This window comes from Polaromonas potterensis, assembly GCF_033446725.1.
Taxonomy (GTDB): domain Bacteria; phylum Pseudomonadota; class Gammaproteobacteria; order Burkholderiales; family Burkholderiaceae_C; genus Polaromonas.
In genome coordinates this window covers 132539-152021 of sequence record NZ_JAWQLX010000007.1, presented here as the reverse complement: position 1 = coordinate 152021, position 19483 = coordinate 132539, and the positions used below count along the sequence as shown (strand labels likewise).

General features: G+C 64.7%; 11 protein-coding genes. 3 read left to right on the top strand and 8 right to left on the bottom strand.

What is annotated here, in order from left to right; genetic code table 11:
• Positions 1-2: 2 nt before the first annotated feature.
• Genes R6254_RS14185 through hemC form a run of 3 tightly spaced genes read right to left on the bottom strand, consistent with a single transcriptional unit; the run spans position 3 to position 2955 of the window.
• Positions 3-1169, bottom strand: coding sequence for a uroporphyrinogen-III C-methyltransferase (locus R6254_RS14185; RefSeq protein WP_318407712.1), 1167 nt, complete (start codon positions 1167-1169; stop codon positions 3-5).
• A complete protein-coding gene (locus R6254_RS14180) occupies positions 1166-1987 on the bottom strand; it encodes a uroporphyrinogen-III synthase (protein WP_318407710.1) in 822 nt (273 codons plus the stop codon). Before R6254_RS14180 ends, R6254_RS14185 begins: the two co-directional genes overlap by 4 nt.
• Positions 1984-2955 carry a hydroxymethylbilane synthase gene (gene hemC, locus R6254_RS14175; protein ID WP_318407709.1) on the bottom strand — a complete coding sequence of 324 codons (972 nt, stop codon included), beginning with the start codon at positions 2953-2955 and terminating at the stop codon, positions 1984-1986. The genes R6254_RS14180 and hemC overlap by 4 nt, the downstream gene beginning before the upstream one ends.
• Before the next feature lie 33 nt (positions 2956-2988).
• Between hemC and ppc the strand changes: the two genes are divergently transcribed.
• Positions 2989-5991 (top strand): phosphoenolpyruvate carboxylase, encoded by a 3003-nt coding sequence (gene ppc, locus R6254_RS14170; RefSeq protein WP_412103175.1) that lies wholly within the window; start codon positions 2989-2991, stop codon positions 5989-5991.
• Between the two features lie 141 nt (positions 5992-6132).
• On the opposite strand, the gene R6254_RS14165 is transcribed toward ppc, so the two are convergent.
• Genes R6254_RS14165 through R6254_RS14145 form a run of 5 tightly spaced genes read right to left on the bottom strand, consistent with a single transcriptional unit; the run spans position 6133 to position 10637 of the window.
• Positions 6133-6570 (bottom strand): OsmC family protein, encoded by a 438-nt coding sequence (locus R6254_RS14165; RefSeq protein ID WP_318407706.1) that lies wholly within the window; start codon positions 6568-6570, stop codon positions 6133-6135.
• Positions 6567-7943: an LLM class flavin-dependent oxidoreductase gene (locus tag R6254_RS14160; protein ID WP_318407704.1), complete on the bottom strand. Its 1377-nt coding sequence runs from the start codon at positions 7941-7943 to the stop codon at positions 6567-6569. Before R6254_RS14160 ends, R6254_RS14165 begins: the two co-directional genes overlap by 4 nt.
• On the bottom strand, positions 7944-9005 hold the full coding sequence (locus R6254_RS14155) for an ABC transporter substrate-binding protein (protein WP_318407703.1): 1062 nt from the start codon (positions 9003-9005) through the stop codon (positions 7944-7946). It lies immediately after the preceding gene.
• A gap of 46 nt (positions 9006-9051) precedes the next feature.
• Positions 9052-9771, bottom strand: a complete 720-nt coding sequence (locus R6254_RS14150) for an ABC transporter ATP-binding protein (protein WP_318407702.1) — start codon at positions 9769-9771, stop codon at positions 9052-9054.
• Complete coding sequence (locus R6254_RS14145; RefSeq protein WP_318407700.1) at positions 9768-10637, bottom strand: ABC transporter permease subunit; 870 nt, start codon at positions 10635-10637, stop codon at positions 9768-9770. Before R6254_RS14145 ends, R6254_RS14150 begins: the two co-directional genes overlap by 4 nt.
• Positions 10638-11018: 381 nt before the next feature.
• Between R6254_RS14145 and R6254_RS14140 the strand changes: the two genes are divergently transcribed.
• Together R6254_RS14140 and R6254_RS14135 are read left to right on the top strand one after the other, a co-directional pair.
• Entirely contained in the window at positions 11019-11267 is a 249-nt protein-coding gene (locus R6254_RS14140; protein WP_318407699.1) for a hypothetical protein, read from the top strand.
• Positions 11268-11271: 4 nt separating this feature from the next.
• A complete protein-coding gene (locus R6254_RS14135; RefSeq protein ID WP_318407697.1) occupies positions 11272-19413 on the top strand; it encodes a glycoside hydrolase family 94 protein in 8142 nt (2713 codons plus the stop codon).
• The last annotated feature ends 70 nt before the right edge of the window (positions 19414-19483 follow it).

Genomic DNA, 19483 nt, shown 5'->3' with positions numbered 1-19483 from the left:
GCCTAGCGGCCCGCGGCCGCGGTGGCCAGTGCGGCCAGGGTTTCGTCCAGACGCGGCAACTCGCTGGACTTCGCCTGGTTTTGCACCTGCTGCAACAACTGCATGGCCGCCTGCGTTCTGCGTGACGCCGGGTCGAAGTATTTGCCCATCAGCGCAGCGGCGCCGGCCAGGTCGGTGCGTACGCTGGCGGTTTGCCGCGACAGCAGGCCGAGCCGCGCATTGAGCAGTTTGAGCTTGATGTTTTCACGCAGGAAAAACGACTGTTCGGGCGCCAGCAAGGCCGCATCAGGCTGGTCGATACGGCTGACACGCAACAAGCCACGCGCTTCATCCCGCACACTCTGCCAGGTGCGCTGCCACCAGTCTTTCAGCGCCAGGCGATCCAGCAAGGCCAGCGCCGCATTGTTGGATGTCGCCGGGCCGGACGCGGCACGCGCCGGTGCGGGCGCGGCGGTGGTTGCGGGGGTTGCAGCCGGGCGGGCGCCAGTGCCCGTGAACATGTCGTTGGCCAGCGGCAAATCGTCCACCAGCCGCGTTAATTCGTCGAGTTTGAGCAACAGGCCAGGCACATCGGTCACCGTGGTCGCCTTGATACGTTCCACATCGCGGGCAATGGCCCGCTGCAAGGGGTTGAGGCGCGGCTGCGCGGCCCGTGCCAGCCGCTGGTCGGCCGACTTGAGTGCCGCCAGCATGGGCTCGGCGCTGCCGGTCAGTTGGGCCTGCTGCTGGGCCAGGCGCAAGGACGATTCCACGTCGACCACCAGGTTTTCGTCGCGCGAACGCGAGAGGCTTTGCATCAACTCTTCGAGCTGGGTACGCTGCAGGCTGACTTCGCTGAGCCGGGTTTCCAGCACGGTGAGACGACTGGTCAGCTCGCGTGAGCCTTCTTGCGCCTGCCTGGCCAGCGTGCGGGCTTCAATCGATTGTGCTGTCGCATCGCTGCTGCGCCGTGCCAGTTCTTCCTGGATGCCGCCCAGCTTTTGCCATAACAAGGCGCTGAGCAACAGGCCGGCGGCCGCCAGCAACAGGGTCAGCCAGGCCCAGAACCTCGGAATCAGCCAGCCGTTGGCGGTTTTGTCGGACTCAGGCGCCAGGCCCGCAGCCCGCTCGTCCGCGCGCTCCGCGGGGGGCGTGGGCAGTGGGGTGGGAGTGGGATCGCTGTCGCTCATGGTGGTATTGATTCTATCGAGGCCACGATGTCACGCAGCGCCGGGCGTGACTCGATAACAACACCCCAGCCCGCCGCACGCACGGCTTCGGCAATGCGCGGATGGGTGGCGACGGCGCGGGCCTGCGACCAATCCTGAGGCGGCAGGTGGCCCACCGCCTCGGAACTGCTGAACAACCAGACCGAGCCATCCTGGGCCGCGGTCGCCATTGCTTGCCGCTGCGGCGCCGTGAACACAGGCGCGCGCCGCTGGTAAACCGCCAGAAATTCCAGCTCGGCACCGGCCGCCCGCAGCTGCTGCGCCAGCCAGTCGCGGCCATTGCCACCCGCCGAAACCTCCGCGCCCGGGCTTTGCCCGCGCACGATCAACACACGCCGGCCCTGCCAGGGGCGGTTGGCCACCTGCGCCCACAAGGCTTCGGAATCAAACTGAGGGGCATCGGCCGCTGGCGCATCAATTCGCCCGGCCGGCACGCCCGCGCCCAGCAAGGCCTCCACGGTGCCCGGTCCGGGGGCCATGAAACGCGGTCCGCCAGAGGGCTCATTCGCTATGACATTCATAGCTTCTTGCGACCGCCCCCTATGGGCTGGAGCCTGATTTGATGCAAAAAAATTATCCACCGCATTGGCGCTGACAAACATCAGCGCGGCATAGGAATTGATCTCGCGCCAGGCCTGCTGCAGGCCTTCGGCCTCGGGCAAGGCGGCAATCTGTATCAGCGGCAGCGCCTCGGCCTGCAGGCCCAGTTGCTGCAAGGCCTGCACCCAGCGGCGGGCATCACGCTCGGGCCGGGTGACGATGATACGCACGGGGGTCAAACCACCGGGGTGTTGCTGGTCCAGACCGCACCACCGGCGCGCAGCGAGGCGGCCACCTGCTCGCCCAAAGCTTCGGCCTCGGCAAAGGTACGCACCACCGCCTGCTGCTCGGCACGCACCAGCGGCTGGCTGGAGCCCTGGCCATCGGGGCCGGGTTCGCCCCAGGCGGCCTCCAGCCGCATCTCGCCCGTGGCTTGCGGCGTACGGATAAACGCGGCCAGCGGCATGGAGCAACTGCCACCCATGGCACGCGACACCGTGCGTTCGGCCGTCACGGCCAGCCAGGTCGGCTGGTGTGCCAGCGTCGCCAGCGCATCGATCAAGTCCTGGCGGTCGGCCCGCACTTCGATGCCCAGGGCGCCCTGGCCGGCGGCCGGCAACATCTGCTCCGGCTCGAAGGCCTGGCGAATCCGTGAGGCCAGGCCCAGGCGTTTCAAACCGGCCGCGGCCAGCACAATCGCGGCGTATTTTCCTTCGTCCAGCTTGCGCAGCCGGGTGTCGAGGTTGCCGCGCAGCGGTTCAATCTTCAGGTCGGGCCGCAGGCTTTTCAGCAACACCAGGCGGCGCAGGCTGGAGGTGCCAACGACCGCGCCAGTCGGCAACTCGGCCAGCGAGGAAAAATGATTGGACACCAGCGCATCGCGCGGGTCTTCACGCTCCAGCACACAGGCCAGTGCAAAACCTTCGGGCAGGTCCATGGGCACGTCTTTCAGCGAATGCACGGCCAGGTCGGCCCGCCCTTCGCTGAGCGCCACTTCCAGTTCCTTGACAAACAGGCCTTTGCCGCCGACCTTGCTCAGCGAACGGTCCAGGATCTGGTCGCCCAGGGTGGTCATGCCCAGCAGGCTGACGCGCCAGCCGAGGCGGGTCTCCAGCAGGGTTTTGACATGTTCGGCCTGCCACAGCGCCAGCCGGCTTTCGCGGGTGGCAATCACGACGTGGGGGGGTGTTGGGGAATCTGCGCGCACTCGTAACCTGTTCGTATCTAAGGGGGTTCCCGAATGCTAGCATGCTGCACTGCAATACAAGTGCTAACAAGAGGTGAAACCATGGTGACAACAGCGCGCGTGAAGACCCCCAAAGACCAGCCAGCGGGGACCCCCCAGAACAGTGAGCGCCCACGCGCCCGCGCCAAGGACAATGAACGGCCGCTGGTCGAAGACATCCGTCTGCTGGGCCGCATCCTGGGCGATGTGATCCGCGAGCAGGAAGGTGTGGCCGCCTACGAGCTGATCGAGCAGGTGCGCAAGTTGTCGGTGGCTTTTCGCCGCGATGCCGACCCCGAAGCCGACAAGTCGCTGAAAAAACTGCTCAAAGGCCTGTCGGGCGACCAGACCGTCAGCGTGATCCGCGCCTTCACCTATTTCAGCCACCTGGCCAACCTGGCCGAAGACCGGCACCACATCCGGCGCCGCGCCATCCATGAACGCGCTGGCGACACCCAGGAAGGCAGCATCGAAGTCGCGCTGGCCCGTTTGCGCTGGGCCGGCATCTCGCCCAAAACCATTGCCAACACCCTGGCGCATGCTTATGTCTCGCCGGTGCTGACCGCCCACCCGACCGAGGTGCAGCGCAAAAGTATTCTGGATGCCGAACGCGACATTGCCCAGTTGCTGACGGCGCGCGACGAGATCAAGTCCCACGCGCTGGCCGTGAACGCCGCGCGCGACGCCTTGACGCCGCGCGAGCTGGCCGCCAACGAGGCGCAATTACGCGCCCGCGTGATGCAGCTGTGGCAAACCCGGCTGCTGCGTTTCACCAAACTCACGGTCGCCGACGAGATTGAAAACGCACTGAGTTATTACGAGTCGACTTTTCTGCGCGAAATTCCCAAGCTGTACGCGGACCTGGAGCGCGCACTCGGCAGCCAGCCAGTGCACAGCTTTTTGCGCATGGGCCAGTGGATAGGCGGCGACCGTGACGGCAACCCCAACGTCAGCGCCGACACCCTGGACTACGCACTGCGCCGCCAGGCCGATGTCGCGCTGCGCCACTACCTGACCGAGGTGCATTACCTGGGCGGCGAGTTGTCGCTGTCGGCCATGCTGGTGGACTTCACACCCGAGATGCGGGCACTGGCCGAAAGCTCGCCCGACACCAATGAACATCGGCTCGACGAGCCTTACCGCCGCGCGTTGACCGGTGTCTACGCCCGGCTGGCCGCCAGCCTGAAAGACCTGACCGGCGGCGACGCCGCACGCCACGCCGTAGCGCCGCAAAACGCCTACCTGACGGCCGAAGAATTCCTGGCCGACCTGCGCACGATTGCCGCCTCCTTACACGCCAACCACGGCGGCGCCCTGGTCGCGCAACGCCTGCACCCGCTGATACGTGCGGTCGAGGTGTTTGGCTTTCACCTGGCCACGGTGGACTTGCGCCAGAGTTCGGACAAACACGAAGAAGTAATCGCCGAGCTGCTGGCGGTGGCGCGAATTGAAGCCAACTATTCCGGCCTGGATGAAATGGCCAAGCGCGAATTACTCACCCGCCTGCTCAATGATGCGCGGCCCCTGCGTGTGATCAGCACCACGTATTCGGCCCACACCCAAGGCGAGCTGGCGATTTTCGAAACCGCCAAAGTCATGCGCCAGCGTTTTGGCATACAGGCCATACGCCACTACATCATCAGCCACACCGAAACCGTCAGCGATTTGCTGGAAGTATTGCTGCTGCAAAAAGAAGTCGGCCTGATGCACGGCATCCTCAACGACCCCCACGCTCAGCCCTCCGGGTCTGTCGCTGCCCCCCAAGGGGGCGGCCGCGCCTTGGGGCGGCCCGGCGGCGCGGCGATTCACCCGTCCACGCACGACCTGATCGTGGTGCCGCTGTTTGAAACGATTGAAGACCTGCGTAATGCCGCGCCCATCATGCGCGAGTTTTATGCGTTGCCCGGCATGGCTAAACAAGTTCAACGCAGTGGCGCCGAGCAGGACATCATGCTGGGCTACTCGGACAGCAACAAGGACGGCGGCATCTTCACCAGCAACTGGGAGCTGTACCGCGCCGAGATCGCGCTGGTCGAACTCTTTGACCAGCTCGCCAACTCACACAACATCCAGTTGCGTATGTTCCACGGCCGCGGCGGCACCGTGGGCCGCGGCGGCGGCCCCAGCTACCAGGCCATCCTGGCGCAGCCACCGGGGACGGTGCGCGGGCAGATCCGCCTGACCGAACAGGGCGAGGTGATTGGCTCCAAATACGCCAACCCCGAGATCGGCAGGCGCAACCTGGAAACCCTGGTCGCCGCGACCCTGGAAGCCACTTTGCTGCAACCGACCAAACCGGCCACCAAGGCCTTTTTGCAGATGGCGGCCGAGTTGTCGCAAGCCAGCATGGCGGCATACCGCGCGCTGGTTTACGAAACCCCCGGCTTCACCGAGTATTTTTTCAGCGCCACACCGATACGCGAAATTGCCGAACTCAACATAGGCTCGCGCCCGGCTTCGCGCAAGGCCTCGCAAAAAATCGAAGACCTGCGCGCCATCCCCTGGGGCTTCAGTTGGGGCCAGTGCCGCCTGACCCTGCCCGGCTGGTACGGCTTCGGCGCAGCGATTGAACAAATGCTGAATCACGGCGGCACACCGGCCAGCCGCAAGGAAGCCTTGGGCCTGCTGCAAAAAATGTACAAACAGTGGCCCTTCTTCCGCACCCTGCTGAGCAACATGGACATGGTGCTGGCCAAAAGTGATCTGGCGCTGGCCTCGCGTTACTCGGAGTTGGTGAGTGACGTACGTCTGCGCAAGAAGATTTTCAGCGCCATCGAAACCGAGTGGCACCGCACGGCGGAAGCCCTGGTACTGATCACCGGCGACAAACAACGCCTGGCCAACAACCCGGCGCTGCAACGTTCCATCCGCCACCGCTTTCCCTACATCGATCCGCTGCACCATTTGCAGGTCGAGCTGGTGCGGCGTTACCGCGAAGGCCAGGCCGACCAGCGGGTGCAAACCGGCATCCATATTTCGATCAACGGAATTGCGGCGGGCTTGCGCAACACGGGTTGAAGGCCTCACCGCGCCACAAGCCGAGGCCCTGCAAGCAGCCATCGCTATTGTTTCGATAGCTGCTTGCGCTTATCCTGCCTGGGCTGGAGGCCTAAAACACTTAAGGAATTCGCCAAAACTCCTTGAAAAACCCAAGCCCCGTCAGACTGTGTGAACCTCGGCCAGCATGGTCCCACCGCGACGCAGGGTGTTGAAAATGGGACAGGTGTCTGTGAAATGCGCCAGCAAGGTGGCCGCCGTGCCGGCGTCCACACCGCCCAGCGTGAACACCAGCCGTATCCACTGGTAACGGGTCTTGTCCTGCAGGTCGCGCTGGAAAGCAGCGGTCACGTCGGCAGATAGTAGCGGCAGGCCCAGCTCTGCCGCCCGGCCCTGGATCAAACCAAGCCCGCACGAGGTCAATGACGCCAGCAGCAACTGCCCGGCCTGCACCGCCTCGCCCGGCCCGCCCGCCGCCGGGCGCGAATCCGAGACGAAATGATTCCGGCCCGCGCTGACCACAAAACGACCCGTCACATCGGTGGCATGGGTCTGGATCGCAACGATTTCGCCTTCGGCGGCCGCCTCTGGCGTACTCATGCGGCTTTCCTCTCGGCCTTGGTCGTCGCGCGTTCGCGCCACGCGCCGTGGGCCGGCCGCTCCAGGTCCAGGTGCTCACGCAAGGTGGTGCCGCCATAAGCGCTGCGAAAGAGTTTGCGGCGCTGCAATTCGGGCACCACGAGACGGACAAACTCTTCAAACCCGCCGGGCTGGTAAGGCGCGCTGATCATGAAACCGTCAGCGGCACCACCGCGAAACCAGTGCTCCAGGCCATCGGCCACATGGCCGGCCGTGCCGACCAGGTCGCCTTCGTAACGGCTGCCGTAACGCTTGCCCAGATCACGCAAGGTCAGTTTGTCGCGGTCGGTCGCCTCGCGCACCTCGTCGTAGTGACCCTTGACGCCGGGCACGTCAATGTCGGGCAGGGAGGCATCGAGCGGGTACCGGCCCAGATCCACGTCCAGGTGGTAAGACAAGGTCGACAAACCCGCCACCGGGTCCACCAACTCATGCAAGACGCGTGATTTTTCTTCGGCCAGCGCCTGCGTCTCCCCGACCAGCGGCGTGACCGCAGGCAGGATTTTCAGGCTTGCCGGATCACGGCCTTTTTTGGCGACGCGGGCCTTCATCTCCGAATAAAAAGCCTTGGCGCTGTCAAAGGAGTCGTGACTCACAAAAATCACATCGGCCCACTGGGCGGCAAAGTCGCGGCCCCGGTCCGACGCGCCAGCCTGCACGATCACCGGGTAACCCTGAGGCGGGCGCGGCACATTGAGCGGCCCACGCACCTGGAACCATTCACCCACGTGGTCGATATGGTGCACCTTGGCCGGGTCGGCGAACAGCGGTGTTTGGCGGTCCAGCGCCAGCGCATCGTCTTCCCAGCTGTCCCAGAGCTGGTGCACGACCTCCAGGAATTCGTCGGCGCGGTCATAACGCTTGTGGCGCGGGATCTGTTCGCTGCCTGAAAAATTGCGGGCCTCGGCATCCTGGAACGAGGTCACCACATTCCATGCGGCACGGCCCGCACTCAGGTGGTCCAGCGTTGCAAACGAACGCGCCAGGTCAAAGGGCTGGTAATAACTGGTCGAGCGTGTGGCCGTCAGACCCAGATGTTGCGTCACCGCGGCCATGGCCGTCAGCACCACCAGCGGGTCCAGCCGCAGCGAGCCCAGTGCCCCGTAGCGCAACTGGCTGTCATTGCTACCCTGAAAACGATCGGGCACCGCCAGAATGTCCGCGAAGAAGGCCATGTCGAACAGCCCCTGTTCCAGCGTGCGTGCGATGTTCTGGTAATAACGCGCGTCCAGCCAGCCGGATTCCGACGCCGGGTAACGCCATCCGCCGGGGCGCCCCGGCCCGGCGGTGATGAAAGCGGCCAGGTGAAGCTGTTCTGCTGGTTGGCGTGCCATTCAAACACCTGCCAGTTCTGCGGCCACGATACGTTTGATCGGGTCGAACTTCGGGCTCAGGAGAAAACTGCGTACGTCAATGCGGCGCGGCAACACACCCAGGGCGTGGAAGTTGTCGGCCAGGTCCTGCGTGGCAGCGGCGGCGGCAGCGTCCACCGGCCTGAGTGTGGTGGCGGTGGACTCGGACAGGCGCACGTCAGTCACCAGTTTTTCGAACACACGGCGTTCGGCGCTGTTGATGTCAAAGCCGCCCAGCGAGGACCACAAGGCCACGGTTTCGGCCGGGTGTTGGTTGATGTAAATCTGCGTGTCGCGGATGACACGCACAAGTTTCGCCACGGTTTTCGGGTGTTTTTCTGCCACCTCCGCACGCGCCACGTAAAACGCGTAGTCATAAGTCTTGACCTTGGGCAGCGTACGCACCTTGTCGCCCAACCGCGCCTGCGCCAGGCTGGCCGCATGTTGCCAGTGAATCCAGGCTTCCACACTGCCCTGCGCAAAAGCGGTGTAGGCATCGGCACCGCTGAGGCTCACCGCCTGCACATCACTCAGGCGCAGGCCAGCAGTCTCCAGGTACTTGATGAGGCTGTAGGTGCCGGTGGTGCCGTTCTGGTGGGCAATTTTTTTGCCCTTCAGGTCGGCGGCGCTGCGAATCGTCGAATCGCTGCGGACAAGCAGGTCCACTGTGTTGACCGGTAACGCAAACGCCGCCAGCGGCACGATGGGCACACCCGCGCCAACCGCGTTGACAACGGCCGTGGCCGTGGCAAACGTAAAGTCAACGCCACCGGCCTTGATCGCCTCCATCACCGGCAACGAAGCGGTGAAACCCGGTTGCCAGATGACCTTGGTGCCGAGTTCGGACTCCAGCGTGCGGCCGTTGGCGCCGGCACGCAGTGACGCCCAGCTGCCGGTGCGGCCATCACCAATGATGGCAATGGTCAAGGGCGCTGGCGCGGCAGCGGTCTGCGCCAGCGTGTGGCCGGTGATGCCGGCCAATGCCAGGCTGGAGACCTGCAGCAGTCGGCGACGGGTGGTGCTGTCGGGCGGTGAATGGCTCATGTTGTTTTCCTTTTTTAAACAGATTGGGAGAGATGTTGATGCGGGCTCAGCCCTGCGCCTCGGCGACCAGCAGGTCATCGAGCAGTTCTTCCTTGAGGGCGGCAAGAAGCGGGTCGCCGCGATGGCGCGGACGTGTTTGTGTGAGGGACAGGTCACGCGCGATGCGCTGCTCGCGCATCACCAGCACCCGGTCGGACAGCAGCAGCGCCTCTTCCACGTCGTGGGTGACCAGCACCACGGTGCGGGGACGGCGCACCAGCAAACCTTGCAGCAAAAGCTGCATGGCGGCGCGGGTGATTGCGTCCAGCGCGCCGAAAGGCTCGTCCAGCAGCAGTACCTCGGGCTCGTGGATCAGCGCACGGGCCAGTGCCACGCGCTGGCGCTGACCGCCCGACAGCACAAACGGGAAATCCGCTTCGCGGCCCGCCAGGCCGACAGCGGTCAGCAGCTGGCGTGCGTCGTCATCGCGTTGGCGCAGGCCGAGGGTGACGTTGCGTAACACCGTGCGCCAGGGCATCAGCCGGTCTTCCTGGAACATGATGCGAATGTCCGGCTGCGGCTGGCTGGCCTGGATCGTCAAACGGCCTTGTGTGGGTTCGTCCAGCCCGGCGAGGATACGCAGCAAGGTGGACTTGCCCACGCCGCTGGGCCCGATCAGCGAGACGAACTCGCCGGCGCCGACCTGCAGGTCGATGGCCTTGAGCACATCGCGCTCGCCGAAGGACTTGCCGACACCGGCCAGGTGAAGCGAGGCGCCGCCGCTCATGCCGCCACCCCGTTGGCGTAAGCCGGGTGCCAGCGCAGCAGGCGCCGCTCTACCAAACGTATCAAAAGATCGGCCAGCCAGCCCGCAATCGCGTACAGAAAAATCGCCAGCACGATGATGTCGATGCGCAGCAGCTCGCGCGCGTTTTGCACCAGGTAACCGATGCCGTCCCGCGAGGCAATCGTCTCACCGACCACCAGCGTCAGCCAGGCCACGCCCAGGGCATAACGGATGCCGACCAGAATGGGTTGTAACGCGCCCGGCAGGACCACCGAATAAATCAGCTCGAAGCGACCCAGGCCATACGAGCGGCCCAGTTCGACCAGTTTGGGGTCCACATTCCGGATACCACTCATGGTGTTGATGTAGACCGGAAACAGGGTCCCTAGCGCGACCAGCAGCACCCGGGGTTCTTCACCAATGCCGAACCACAAAATCATCAAGGGCACCAAAGCAAGGTGCGGAATGGTGCGAATCATCTGGAGCGAACGGTCAATGGCGCTGCGCGCCAAAGCTGAAAGCCCGACGATAAAACCCAGCACCAGCCCCGTTGATGCACCCAGAACAAAACCAAACAGGACGCGCCGCACGCTGACGTAGATGTCATGCAACAAGCTGCCATTGCGCCAGAGTTCCAGCCCGGCCTGCAACACCTCCAGCGGGCTGGGCATCACCGAGGACGAGAGCAAGCCCCAGGCCGACGACAGTTGCCAGAGCGCGATCAACGCCGCGGGCAGCACCCAGGGGAGTATCAGCCAGCCGTACGCGGAGGATGAAGAGGAAGCCTTGCGGCGCTTCGGCGCCGCGCGGGCAGGTCGCAGCGGGGTCGCCACACCAGCATTGAGAGGAATAAGAAGTTCAGCCATGGCGTGATTGTTTCGGCCCTGGCTTCAAAGCGGAACTACCGATTTTTCATGATTTTTCTCCTAACTCATCTAAGACGAATTCCTGCGTTAGAAACTTCCAAAACATGGGTTCCCTACCGGCCAGGGAAAGCGATGAGGGGTGCAACAGTTCAGCCTTGTCACGCCCGCGCAAGACCGGTGCGTGAACAAATAACCCTCAAACCAATGTGGGTGTGAGGGCTTTCAAAGGTTTTCAAGGCCTTTGAAATCCTCTGGCATAGGCGCTGTAGGCCTTGTCCTAGACCAAGTCCAGCGTCTTCCGATGGCGTCGCCGGAGGACGCTCCCTAGCATGGAATCAACCATCGAATAACACACCGGCATCCCGCCGCGCGCTGTTATCCATGCTTACCGCCTGGAGCGCACACATCATGACGACCCACAAGATCAGCGCCGATTCGTCATCGGCCAGCCCCGACTTTGTCTCAGCGGACGCCGCCAGCCTGGCCTCCCACATGCACCACTGCGCCAGTTCGCACCGCTTCTTTCCCCTGTATTCGGCGCTGCAGTCGGCCCATGGCCTGGTGAGCCCGCGCATTGTCACGGTCGCCGCCATTGTGGCGATCAGCCTCGCTCTGCTTGCTGCAGCCTGAAGGTGTGAGCACAGCTGTCGTCCACCGGCTGGAACCCTTAAGTCCCTACGCCAGGAAGCTACTGCTCACCCGTCACGGGGCGATACAAGCCCCGATACGGGCCGAACTTTTCGGCGCCCAGCGCTTTGAACAACATGGCCGCAGCCTGGCCAAAGCCCAGGCCATCCGGCCGGCCGGCAGCGCGGACTCAGGCCCGCCTTTTTTTCCACGCGTACAGGAAAACATACATGCGCTTCGCCAGGCCTATGACTACATTGCCCTCACCTCGCGCAGCGGCCATTACGTCACGCCCGCAGCGGAATGGCTGCTCGACAACTTCCATCTGATTGAAGCGCAGCTTCAGCAAATCCAGGAGGGCGTGCCCCATCGCTATTACGCGGATCTGCCCAAACTCGCGGACAAACCGCTGGCCGGCCTGCCGCGTGTCTACGGCATTGCCTGGGCTTACGTAGCGCATACCGACAGCGTGCTGGACCCGGTGTTATTCACCGCTTTCCTGCATGCCTACCAGGACGTCAGCGAACTCAGCCTGGGCGAACTCTGGGCCTTGCCAACCACCTTGCGTGTGGTGCTGCTGGAAAACCTGCGCCGCATGGCCGATCGCATCGCCTGGAACAAGGTCGCGCGGGAAGTCGCACACGCCGCCTGGGATTCGGCGGACGCCCTGAGCTTGCAAGACCTGGATACGTTACACGCCGATATGCAAAGCCGTGGCCTGGAGCGCAACTACCTGACCCAGCTTTGGCAACGCATGCCCACCGAGTACGTCGAGCCGATTCTCCCGCTGGTCCATTGGACCGAACAACACTGCCCGGATGGCCTGAGTCTGATCGGCGAGGGGCAAACCACGCAGGTGGAGGCCAACCTCACGGTCAGCAACATCATCACCACGCTCAGGCTGATCGGACAGCTTGAATGGACGGAACTGATTGAGCCCGTCAGCCACGCCCTGCAGGTTCTGCGCCGCCTGCCCAGCTTTTCCCGGGAAAGCGAGATGACGCGCCAGCAGATCACGCGCGCCATGGAAAGACTGGCCCAGCAAAGTGGTAAATCCGAGCGTGCCGTCGCTGAAGCCGTGCTGGCGGCCGCCCAGCAGCCCGGCCAATCAATGGCCGCACAAACGGCCGGCTACCACCTGATCGGCCCCGGGCGTCCGCTGCTGGAAGCGGCCCTGAATCCGACCGATCTGCCAGTCCAGTCGAGACCGCTTGCACGGAACTGGCGCGCCTGGCGCTTGCCTCTTTATGCCGCGGTCTGGATCGCCGGCACGGTGGCCGCGCTTTATGGGGCGGTGCATCCGCTGGCCGCCCTGCAGGGACCGGCCTGGGTCGCGGTGTTGTTGATGGCCTGGCCCGCGTCCGAGGCCGTGGCGGCCCTGATCCACCGGCTGGTGGCAGAGTCCACCCGCATCCAGCCGCTGGCGCGCCTGGACTTCGCTGCGGGCATTCCGGCGGAACACCGGGTGCTGGTGGTCATCCCCTGCATGCTAGTCTCTGCGGCCGCCAACAGCGAACTGGCACACCGCCTTGGCCTGCACTGGCTGGCGAGCCGCGAAACCCATGCCCAATTCGCCTTGCTGACGGATTGGGTCGATGCGGACACCGAAACCCTGACCACGGACCAGGTTTTGCTTGAGGACATCCTGATGAAGGTGCAGGCGCTCAATCACAGCTACCCGGCGCCCGAAGGCGCAGCCCCACGATTTCTGCTGCTGCATCGCCCGCGCACCTGGTCGGCCACCGAAGGGCGCTGGATAGGCTGGGAGCGCAAACGCGGCAAGCTCGAAATGCTCTTGCGGCAACTGGCCGAGGGTTCAGCCTCTGCCTTTGCGCCGCTAGACCCGCGTATGCACCTGGCAACGGGCATCCGCTACGTGCTCACGCTGGACAGCGACACCGGCCTGCCGGCAGGTTCGCTGCGAGAACTGGTGTCGATCGCGGCCCACCCGCTGAACGCGCCGCATGTCGATCCCGAGCGCCGACGTGTCACCGCCGGCTACGGCATTTTGCAACCGCGCGTGGTCACACCGCTGTCGGCGCACCATGAACGTTCGCCCTATCACGCCATGTTTGCTGGCCAGTGCGGCCTGGACCCCTACAGCAGCGGCGTGTCCGACCTGTACCAGGATTTGTTCGACATGGGTAATTTCACCGGCAAGGGGCTGCTGCATGTGGCAGCCTTTCACGCCGTGCTGGACAGGCGCATGCCCGAAGGCAGCATCTTGAGCCACGATTTGCTCGAAGGCAGCATCGCGCGTTGCGGCTATGTGGGTGATGTCGTGCTGATGGAGGACCACCCGCACCACGCCGGTGTTGCGGCGTCCCGCATGCACCGCTGGACACGCGGCGACTGGCAGTTGTTACCCCTGATGCTGAACCCCGGGCGTTACGGCATTGATGCACTGGGCCTGTGGCGCATGGCGGACAACCTGCGTCGCTCGTTGCTGGCCCCGGCCTGCCTGCTGCTGCTGGCCTGGGTGATGGCTACAGGCGCACTGCCCCTGGCGACAGCCCTGGCCTTTGTGCTGGCGGCCCTGTTGGCCGGCCCCTTGCTGGGGGCGCTGACCGGCCTGGTGCCCACACGCCGCGGCATCGCCTGGCTGCATTTTTTCGATGTCGGCGTACGTGATGTGTTGCGCGGTTTCGCTGCCATGGCCTGGCAGTTCAGCCAGCTGTTTGTCCAGGCCGGCCTGATGCTGGACGCCATGGCGCGCGCGCTCTGGCGCATGTTGCTGAGCCGCAGGCAACTGCTCGAATGGACCACCGCCGCGCAGGCGCAGGCCTCGGCCAACTACAAGCTGGGCGCCTTTGTCCGCAAACATGCGGCGGCATCGCTGCTTTGCCTGGTCCTCGCGCTGGCCGCCTGGTGGAGCCCGCACCCAGGGGCCGGGCCTGTTCTTTTCCTGCTGTGGGCGCTGGCACCGCTGCCGGCCTGGTGGGCCAGCCGGCCGGCGACACGCGCGCTGGCGCTGGACGCGGATGATAGTGACTACCTGGATCAACTGGCCCGCCAGACCTGGCAGTTTTTTGAGCGCTGTGTCGGGCCCGAGGACAACCACCTGCCACCGGACAACCTGCAGATGACGCCCGAGCCGACCATCGCCCACCGCACCTCGCCGACCAACATCGGCCTGTACCTGCTGGCTGTGGCCTGTGCGCGGACGTTTGAATGGATTTCCACGGCCGAGCTCATCACGCGGCTGCAAGCCACGCTGGACACGGTGGAGCGTTTGCCCAAGCACCAGGGCCACCTGCTGAACTGGTACGACACCCGAACCCTGCAGGTGCTGGCGCCCGACTATGTGTCCACCGTCGACAGCGGCAACCTCGCGGGCCACCTGCTGGCCACCGCACAAGCTTGCCTCCGACTTTCGGAGCAAGAAGGCACAACGACGGAGCAGCGCGCCCATCTGAAAACGCTTGCCAAGCGTTGCGAGCAACTCTGCATGGCGATGGACTTCAGCAGCCTTTACAACGCCAAACGCAACCTCTTCCACATTGGCCTGCGTGTGCACGAGCAGGTGCTCGACGCCAGCTACTACGACCTGATCTCCTCCGAGGCCAGGCTGACGAGTTACCTGGCGATCGCCAAGGGCGACGTGCCCCGGCGCCACTGGCTGGCCCTGGGCCGCGTCTTCCTGACGGTGGGCATCACGCCTGGGCTCAAGTCGTGGTCGGGTTCCATGTTCGAGTACCTGATGCCCTCGCTGGTCATGGCCGAGCCGGACCAGGGCCTGCTGCATGTCTCGGGACTGGCGGCCGTGATGGAGCAACAGGCTTACGGCCGGGCGCAGCAACTGCCCTGGGGTATTTCCGAGTCCGCGTATTTTGGACAGGACCACACGCTGGCCTACCAATATTCGCCCTTCGGTGTGCCCCGCCTCGCCTTGCGCCGCACGCCACCGGGCGATCGTGTCGTGGCGCCGTATGCCAGCGTGATGGCCTGCATGTTCATGCCGCATGACGCCGTGGCCAATCTGCGCCGGCTCGAATCGATAGGTGCCCGTGGTGACTACGGTTTCATCGACGCGGTGGATTTCACCGTCGCACGGCAGCCCGGCGCGCAGGCGCTGAGTCTGGTCAACACCTTCATGGCACACCACCAGGGCATGTCGCTGGTAGCGCTTTGCAACGTGTTGTGCCAGGAGGCGCCGCGCCGCTGGTTTTCCTCGGCGCCGCTGATCCAGGCCCACGACGCATTGCTGCATGAAAAAACGCCGCGCCAAATCGTAGCCAGCGCCGACCCGCGCACCTTGCCGGAACCGGAAGACATCGGGGAAACCACGCTCTACCATGCACGCGAGGTGGACCCCGCCGCACCCGGCTGGCAGCCCACCCAGTTGCTGTCCAACGGCAACTACAGCGTGGCGCTGCGCGCCAATGGCGCAGGGCTCAGCCGCTGGCGCGCCAAAAACATCACGCGCTGGCGCGATGACCTGCTGCGCGACCCCTACGGCACTTTCATTTACCTTCGCACCACCGGCGAGGAAGGGGTCGCATCGCTCACCTTTCACCCCGCGCCCCATCCCGACTGGGTTTACAAAGCCACGTTTCTGGCCGACTGTGTCCAGTTTGAGGCGAAGTCGGAGGAACTCGAAGCCACGACCACCGTGCTGGTCAGTCCGGAGGATGACACCGAAATCCGCACCGTCATGCTGCACAACCTTTCCGACCGCGACATCACGATCGAGGTGATTTCGTGTTTTGAGGCGGTGCTGGCCGACCCGCGGGCGGATGAAACGCACCCGGCCTTTTCGAATCTGTTTGTGGACACCCAGTGGCATCCAGAGTGGCGCGCCCTGCTGCTGTCGCGCAAACCGCGCCTGCAAGGCGACCCGGTGATGGCGGTTGCGCATTTCCTGGCCGATGCAGAGGCCCATGTGCAAGCCATTGATTTCATCGCCGACAGGCGTTCTTTCCTCGGGCGCAACCGGATGACCAGTCAGCCGGCCTTGCTGGCCGAGGCCAGGCAGGAAAACGGCGCGCCCCTCAACGGGCTGGACCCGGTCGCCGGCCTGCGGGTGCGGGTAGGCATTGCGGCGGGCGGCGTGGCCAGGCTGAGCTTTGCGACCGCCGCCGCCGAACAGGCCGACGAACTGATCACACGCATCGACAAATACCTGCAACCCATGCACGTGGAACGCGCGACCCGCATGGCGGCGACGCTGGCGCAGGTGCGCCTGCGTGATCTGGACGTTGCCCCGGAACGCCATGCCGCCCTGCAGGACCTCAACACGGCGCTGATGTACACCGCCACGCGCCCCTTGACCGAACGCGGGCCGCTGGACCAGCGCCAGCTCTGGCGCTTCGGCCTGTCCGGCGACAAGCCCATCGTGCTGGTGCGCATTCACGCCAGCAACGGCATGGCGCTGGTGCACGCGTTGCTGCGAGCGCAACCCCTCTGGAGCTTCGGCGGCCTGGCCGTCGATGTGGTGGTCATCAACAGCGAAATCAGCTCCTACCTGATGCCGCTGCAACAAGGCATCCTGGCGCTGCGCGACCGCACGCGCCAACAGGCGGAAAACAGTTTCCCGAACAGCGACGCAGGCGGATTTTTCCTGCTGCGCGACCACGAGCTTGCGGCCTCGGAAAAAGCCGTGCTGGCAGGTCTGGCGCGTTTTATCTTCATCGCGGACGGCCGCCCGCTGGAGCAGCAGGTGGCGACACTGCAAGGCGCCAGCGGCCTGCGCCGCCGCGCCGTGCCAGCCAGCCCAGCGGTGGCAAGGGCTACCGTGGCAGACCCCTTGTCCGTCCCGGTCGCGGCGGAGCGCTCACCGCTGGGCCGCTTCGACGCGGTCAGCGGAGAATTCCAGTTCCAGCTGGACAGCTTGCATCGCCCGCCACGCCCCTGGGTGAACGTGATTGCCAATCCCAATTTTGGCTTTCAGGTGTCCGAGGCTGGCGCGGGCTACACCTGGGCCGTCAACAGCCGGTTGCAGCAGCTCACGCCCTGGTCCAACGACCCGGTGCAAGACCCGGCGTTTGAACACTACTTGCTGCAAGACCTCGACAGCCAAAAGCTGCTGGCCTTGAGCCCATCTACCGAAAGCGGCTCGCAGCTGGCTTATCAGGTGCGGCACGGCCAGGGCTACACGGTGTTTGCGTGCCAGCACGGGGATGTCCAGCTGGAAACCACTTTTTTTGCAGACCGCAGCGATGCCGTCAAGATCGTTCAGCTGAAGTTGCACAACCAGGGCAAGGCGCCGCGCCATCTCCGCGCGCTGGCGATGGTGGAATGGCAGCTAGGCGCGGCCCGCCAGGAACGCCGCACCGTGCACGCCTGGAAAGTCCCCAACCAGCCCACCGTGTTTGCCCAGCAGCGTGAAAGCCGGGCCGGCTTCGGCGGCAGCAGTGCTTTTTTGTCGCTGGCCGGGCTGCCTGATCCCGTGCAATGGACTTGTGACCGCAGCGAATTTTTTGACGCTGCCGGCCGCCTGGTGCTTCCCGACATTCTGGGCCAGCAGGCTGGCGCCGCGGCAGACCCGTGTGCGGCCCTGTCCGGCGTTTTCACGCTGGACGCAGGCCAAAGCCTGGAACTGGCTTTTTTTCTCGGCCATGCCACGGATGCGGCGCAGGCCCAGCAGCTGGCACGCGACTGGCACGACAAAGACCTGGCCCAAGCACTGAAGGGCGTCAAGCAGTATTGGACTGAGCTGCTGGGCCAGGTCCAGGTGCGCACGCCCGACCCGCTGTTTGACGCGTTGCTCAACCGCTGGCTGCTGTACCAGACGCTGAGCTCGCGCCTGTGGTCCAAGGCCGGTTTTTACCAGGCCGGCGGGGCCTTCGGGTTTCGCGATCAATTGCAGGATGCGATGGCTTTCGCCCTGATCGAACCCGACCGGCTGCGGGCACAGATTCTGCTGAATGCCTCGCGCCAGTTCCCCGAAGGCGATGTGCAACACTGGTGGCACGCGCCGGGCGGTGAAGGTGTACGTACACATTTTTCGGACGACTTGTTGTGGCTGCCTTTTGCCTGCGCGCATTATGTGGACGTCACCGGCGACTCCGGCATCCTGGACGAAGACGTGGCCTTCATCGACGGGCCGCCCATCCCCGCCGGTGCGGAAGACGCTTATTACGCGCCACAGCCCAGCGCCCAGACCGCCTCAGTTTTCACCCATTGCGCACGCGCCATAGACCGCAGCCTGGCCACGGGCGCGCATGGTTTGCCCCTGATGGGCACCGGCGACTGGAACGACGGCATGAACCGCGTCGGCCATGAGGGCAAAGGCGAGTCGGTCTGGCTTGCCTGGTTTCTCTGCGCGGTGGTGCAAGCCTTCGCGCCACTCGCCGAGTCCTGCGGCGACAGCGCCCGTGCGCAGAAATGGCGGGATGCCCGCGAAGGCTGGATCAGCGCGCTGCACAGCCACGGCTGGGACGGCGCCTGGTTCCGCCGCGCCTTCTTCGACAACGGCGCGCCGCTGGGTTCGTCGACCAACACCGAATGCCGCATTGATTTGATCGCGCAGGCCTGGGCCGTGTTGTCAGGCGCATCCAGCGAGGCCTTCACCAAACCCGCGATGCAAGCCATGAACGAACAACTGGTCGACCGCGAGGCCGGCCTCTTGCGCCTGCTGACGCCACCGCTGGCAAACTCAGCCAACAACCCCGGCTACATTCAGGCCTACCCGCCTGGCGTGCGCGAAAACGGCGGCCAGTATGCACACGCCGGTGTGTGGGCCATGATGGCGCAAGCCTTAAGCGGCGACACCGAAGCCGCGTGGGAAAGTTTCCAAGCGCTCAGCCCGGCCCACCGCAGCCAGCATCCCACACGCGGCCCGGCCTATGAGCTGGAACCCTATGTGATGGCCGGCGATGTGTACGGCGCGCCACCTTATGTCGGCCGCGGCGGCTGGAGCTGGTACACCGGCTCGGCCGCCTGGCTGCACCGCGCGGCGTTGGAGACGCTACTGGGTTTGTCGGTACGGCAAGGGGAAATGTCGCTCACGCCCCGCGTGCCCGCGCACTGGCCCTCGTTTGAGATCACGCTGCGCCTCACAGAGCGAGTGGTGATCCTTCGCTGGCAGCGCCCAGGTGTTGCCCTTGATGACGACTTCAAGCCTGATCGCGTGATCACACCGGGACAGGTGGTTCTGCTGGCAGACCTGCCGGCGCAAGTACGACTGCTGGTGCAGGCAGAAGCTTGAAGCGTCCTTCGCTATCACTTCAATAGCTGCTTGCGCCCGTGGAATAAGGGCTATACGTACTTTTTTCTTA

Excerpts from the sequence above, each read along its gene's own strand:
- R6254_RS14145 (WP_318407700.1), bottom strand. The coding sequence starts at position 10,637 with ATGGCTGAACTTCTTATTCCTCTCAATGCTGGTGTGGCGACCCCGCTG.
- R6254_RS14140 (WP_318407699.1), top strand. The coding sequence starts at position 11,019 with ATGCTTACCGCCTGGAGCGCACACATCATGACGACCCACAAGATCAGC.
- R6254_RS14160 (WP_318407704.1), bottom strand. The coding sequence starts at position 7,943 with ATGGCACGCCAACCAGCAGAACAGCTTCACCTGGCCGCTTTCATCACC.
- R6254_RS14155 (WP_318407703.1), bottom strand. The coding sequence starts at position 9,005 with ATGAGCCATTCACCGCCCGACAGCACCACCCGTCGCCGACTGCTGCAG.
- R6254_RS14165 (WP_318407706.1), bottom strand. The coding sequence starts at position 6,570 with ATGAGTACGCCAGAGGCGGCCGCCGAAGGCGAAATCGTTGCGATCCAG.
- R6254_RS14150 (WP_318407702.1), bottom strand. The coding sequence starts at position 9,771 with ATGAGCGGCGGCGCCTCGCTTCACCTGGCCGGTGTCGGCAAGTCCTTC.
- R6254_RS14185 (WP_318407712.1), bottom strand. The coding sequence starts at position 1,169 with ATGAGCGACAGCGATCCCACTCCCACCCCACTGCCCACGCCCCCCGCG.
- ppc (WP_412103175.1), top strand. The coding sequence starts at position 2,989 with ATGCTAGCATGCTGCACTGCAATACAAGTGCTAACAAGAGGTGAAACC.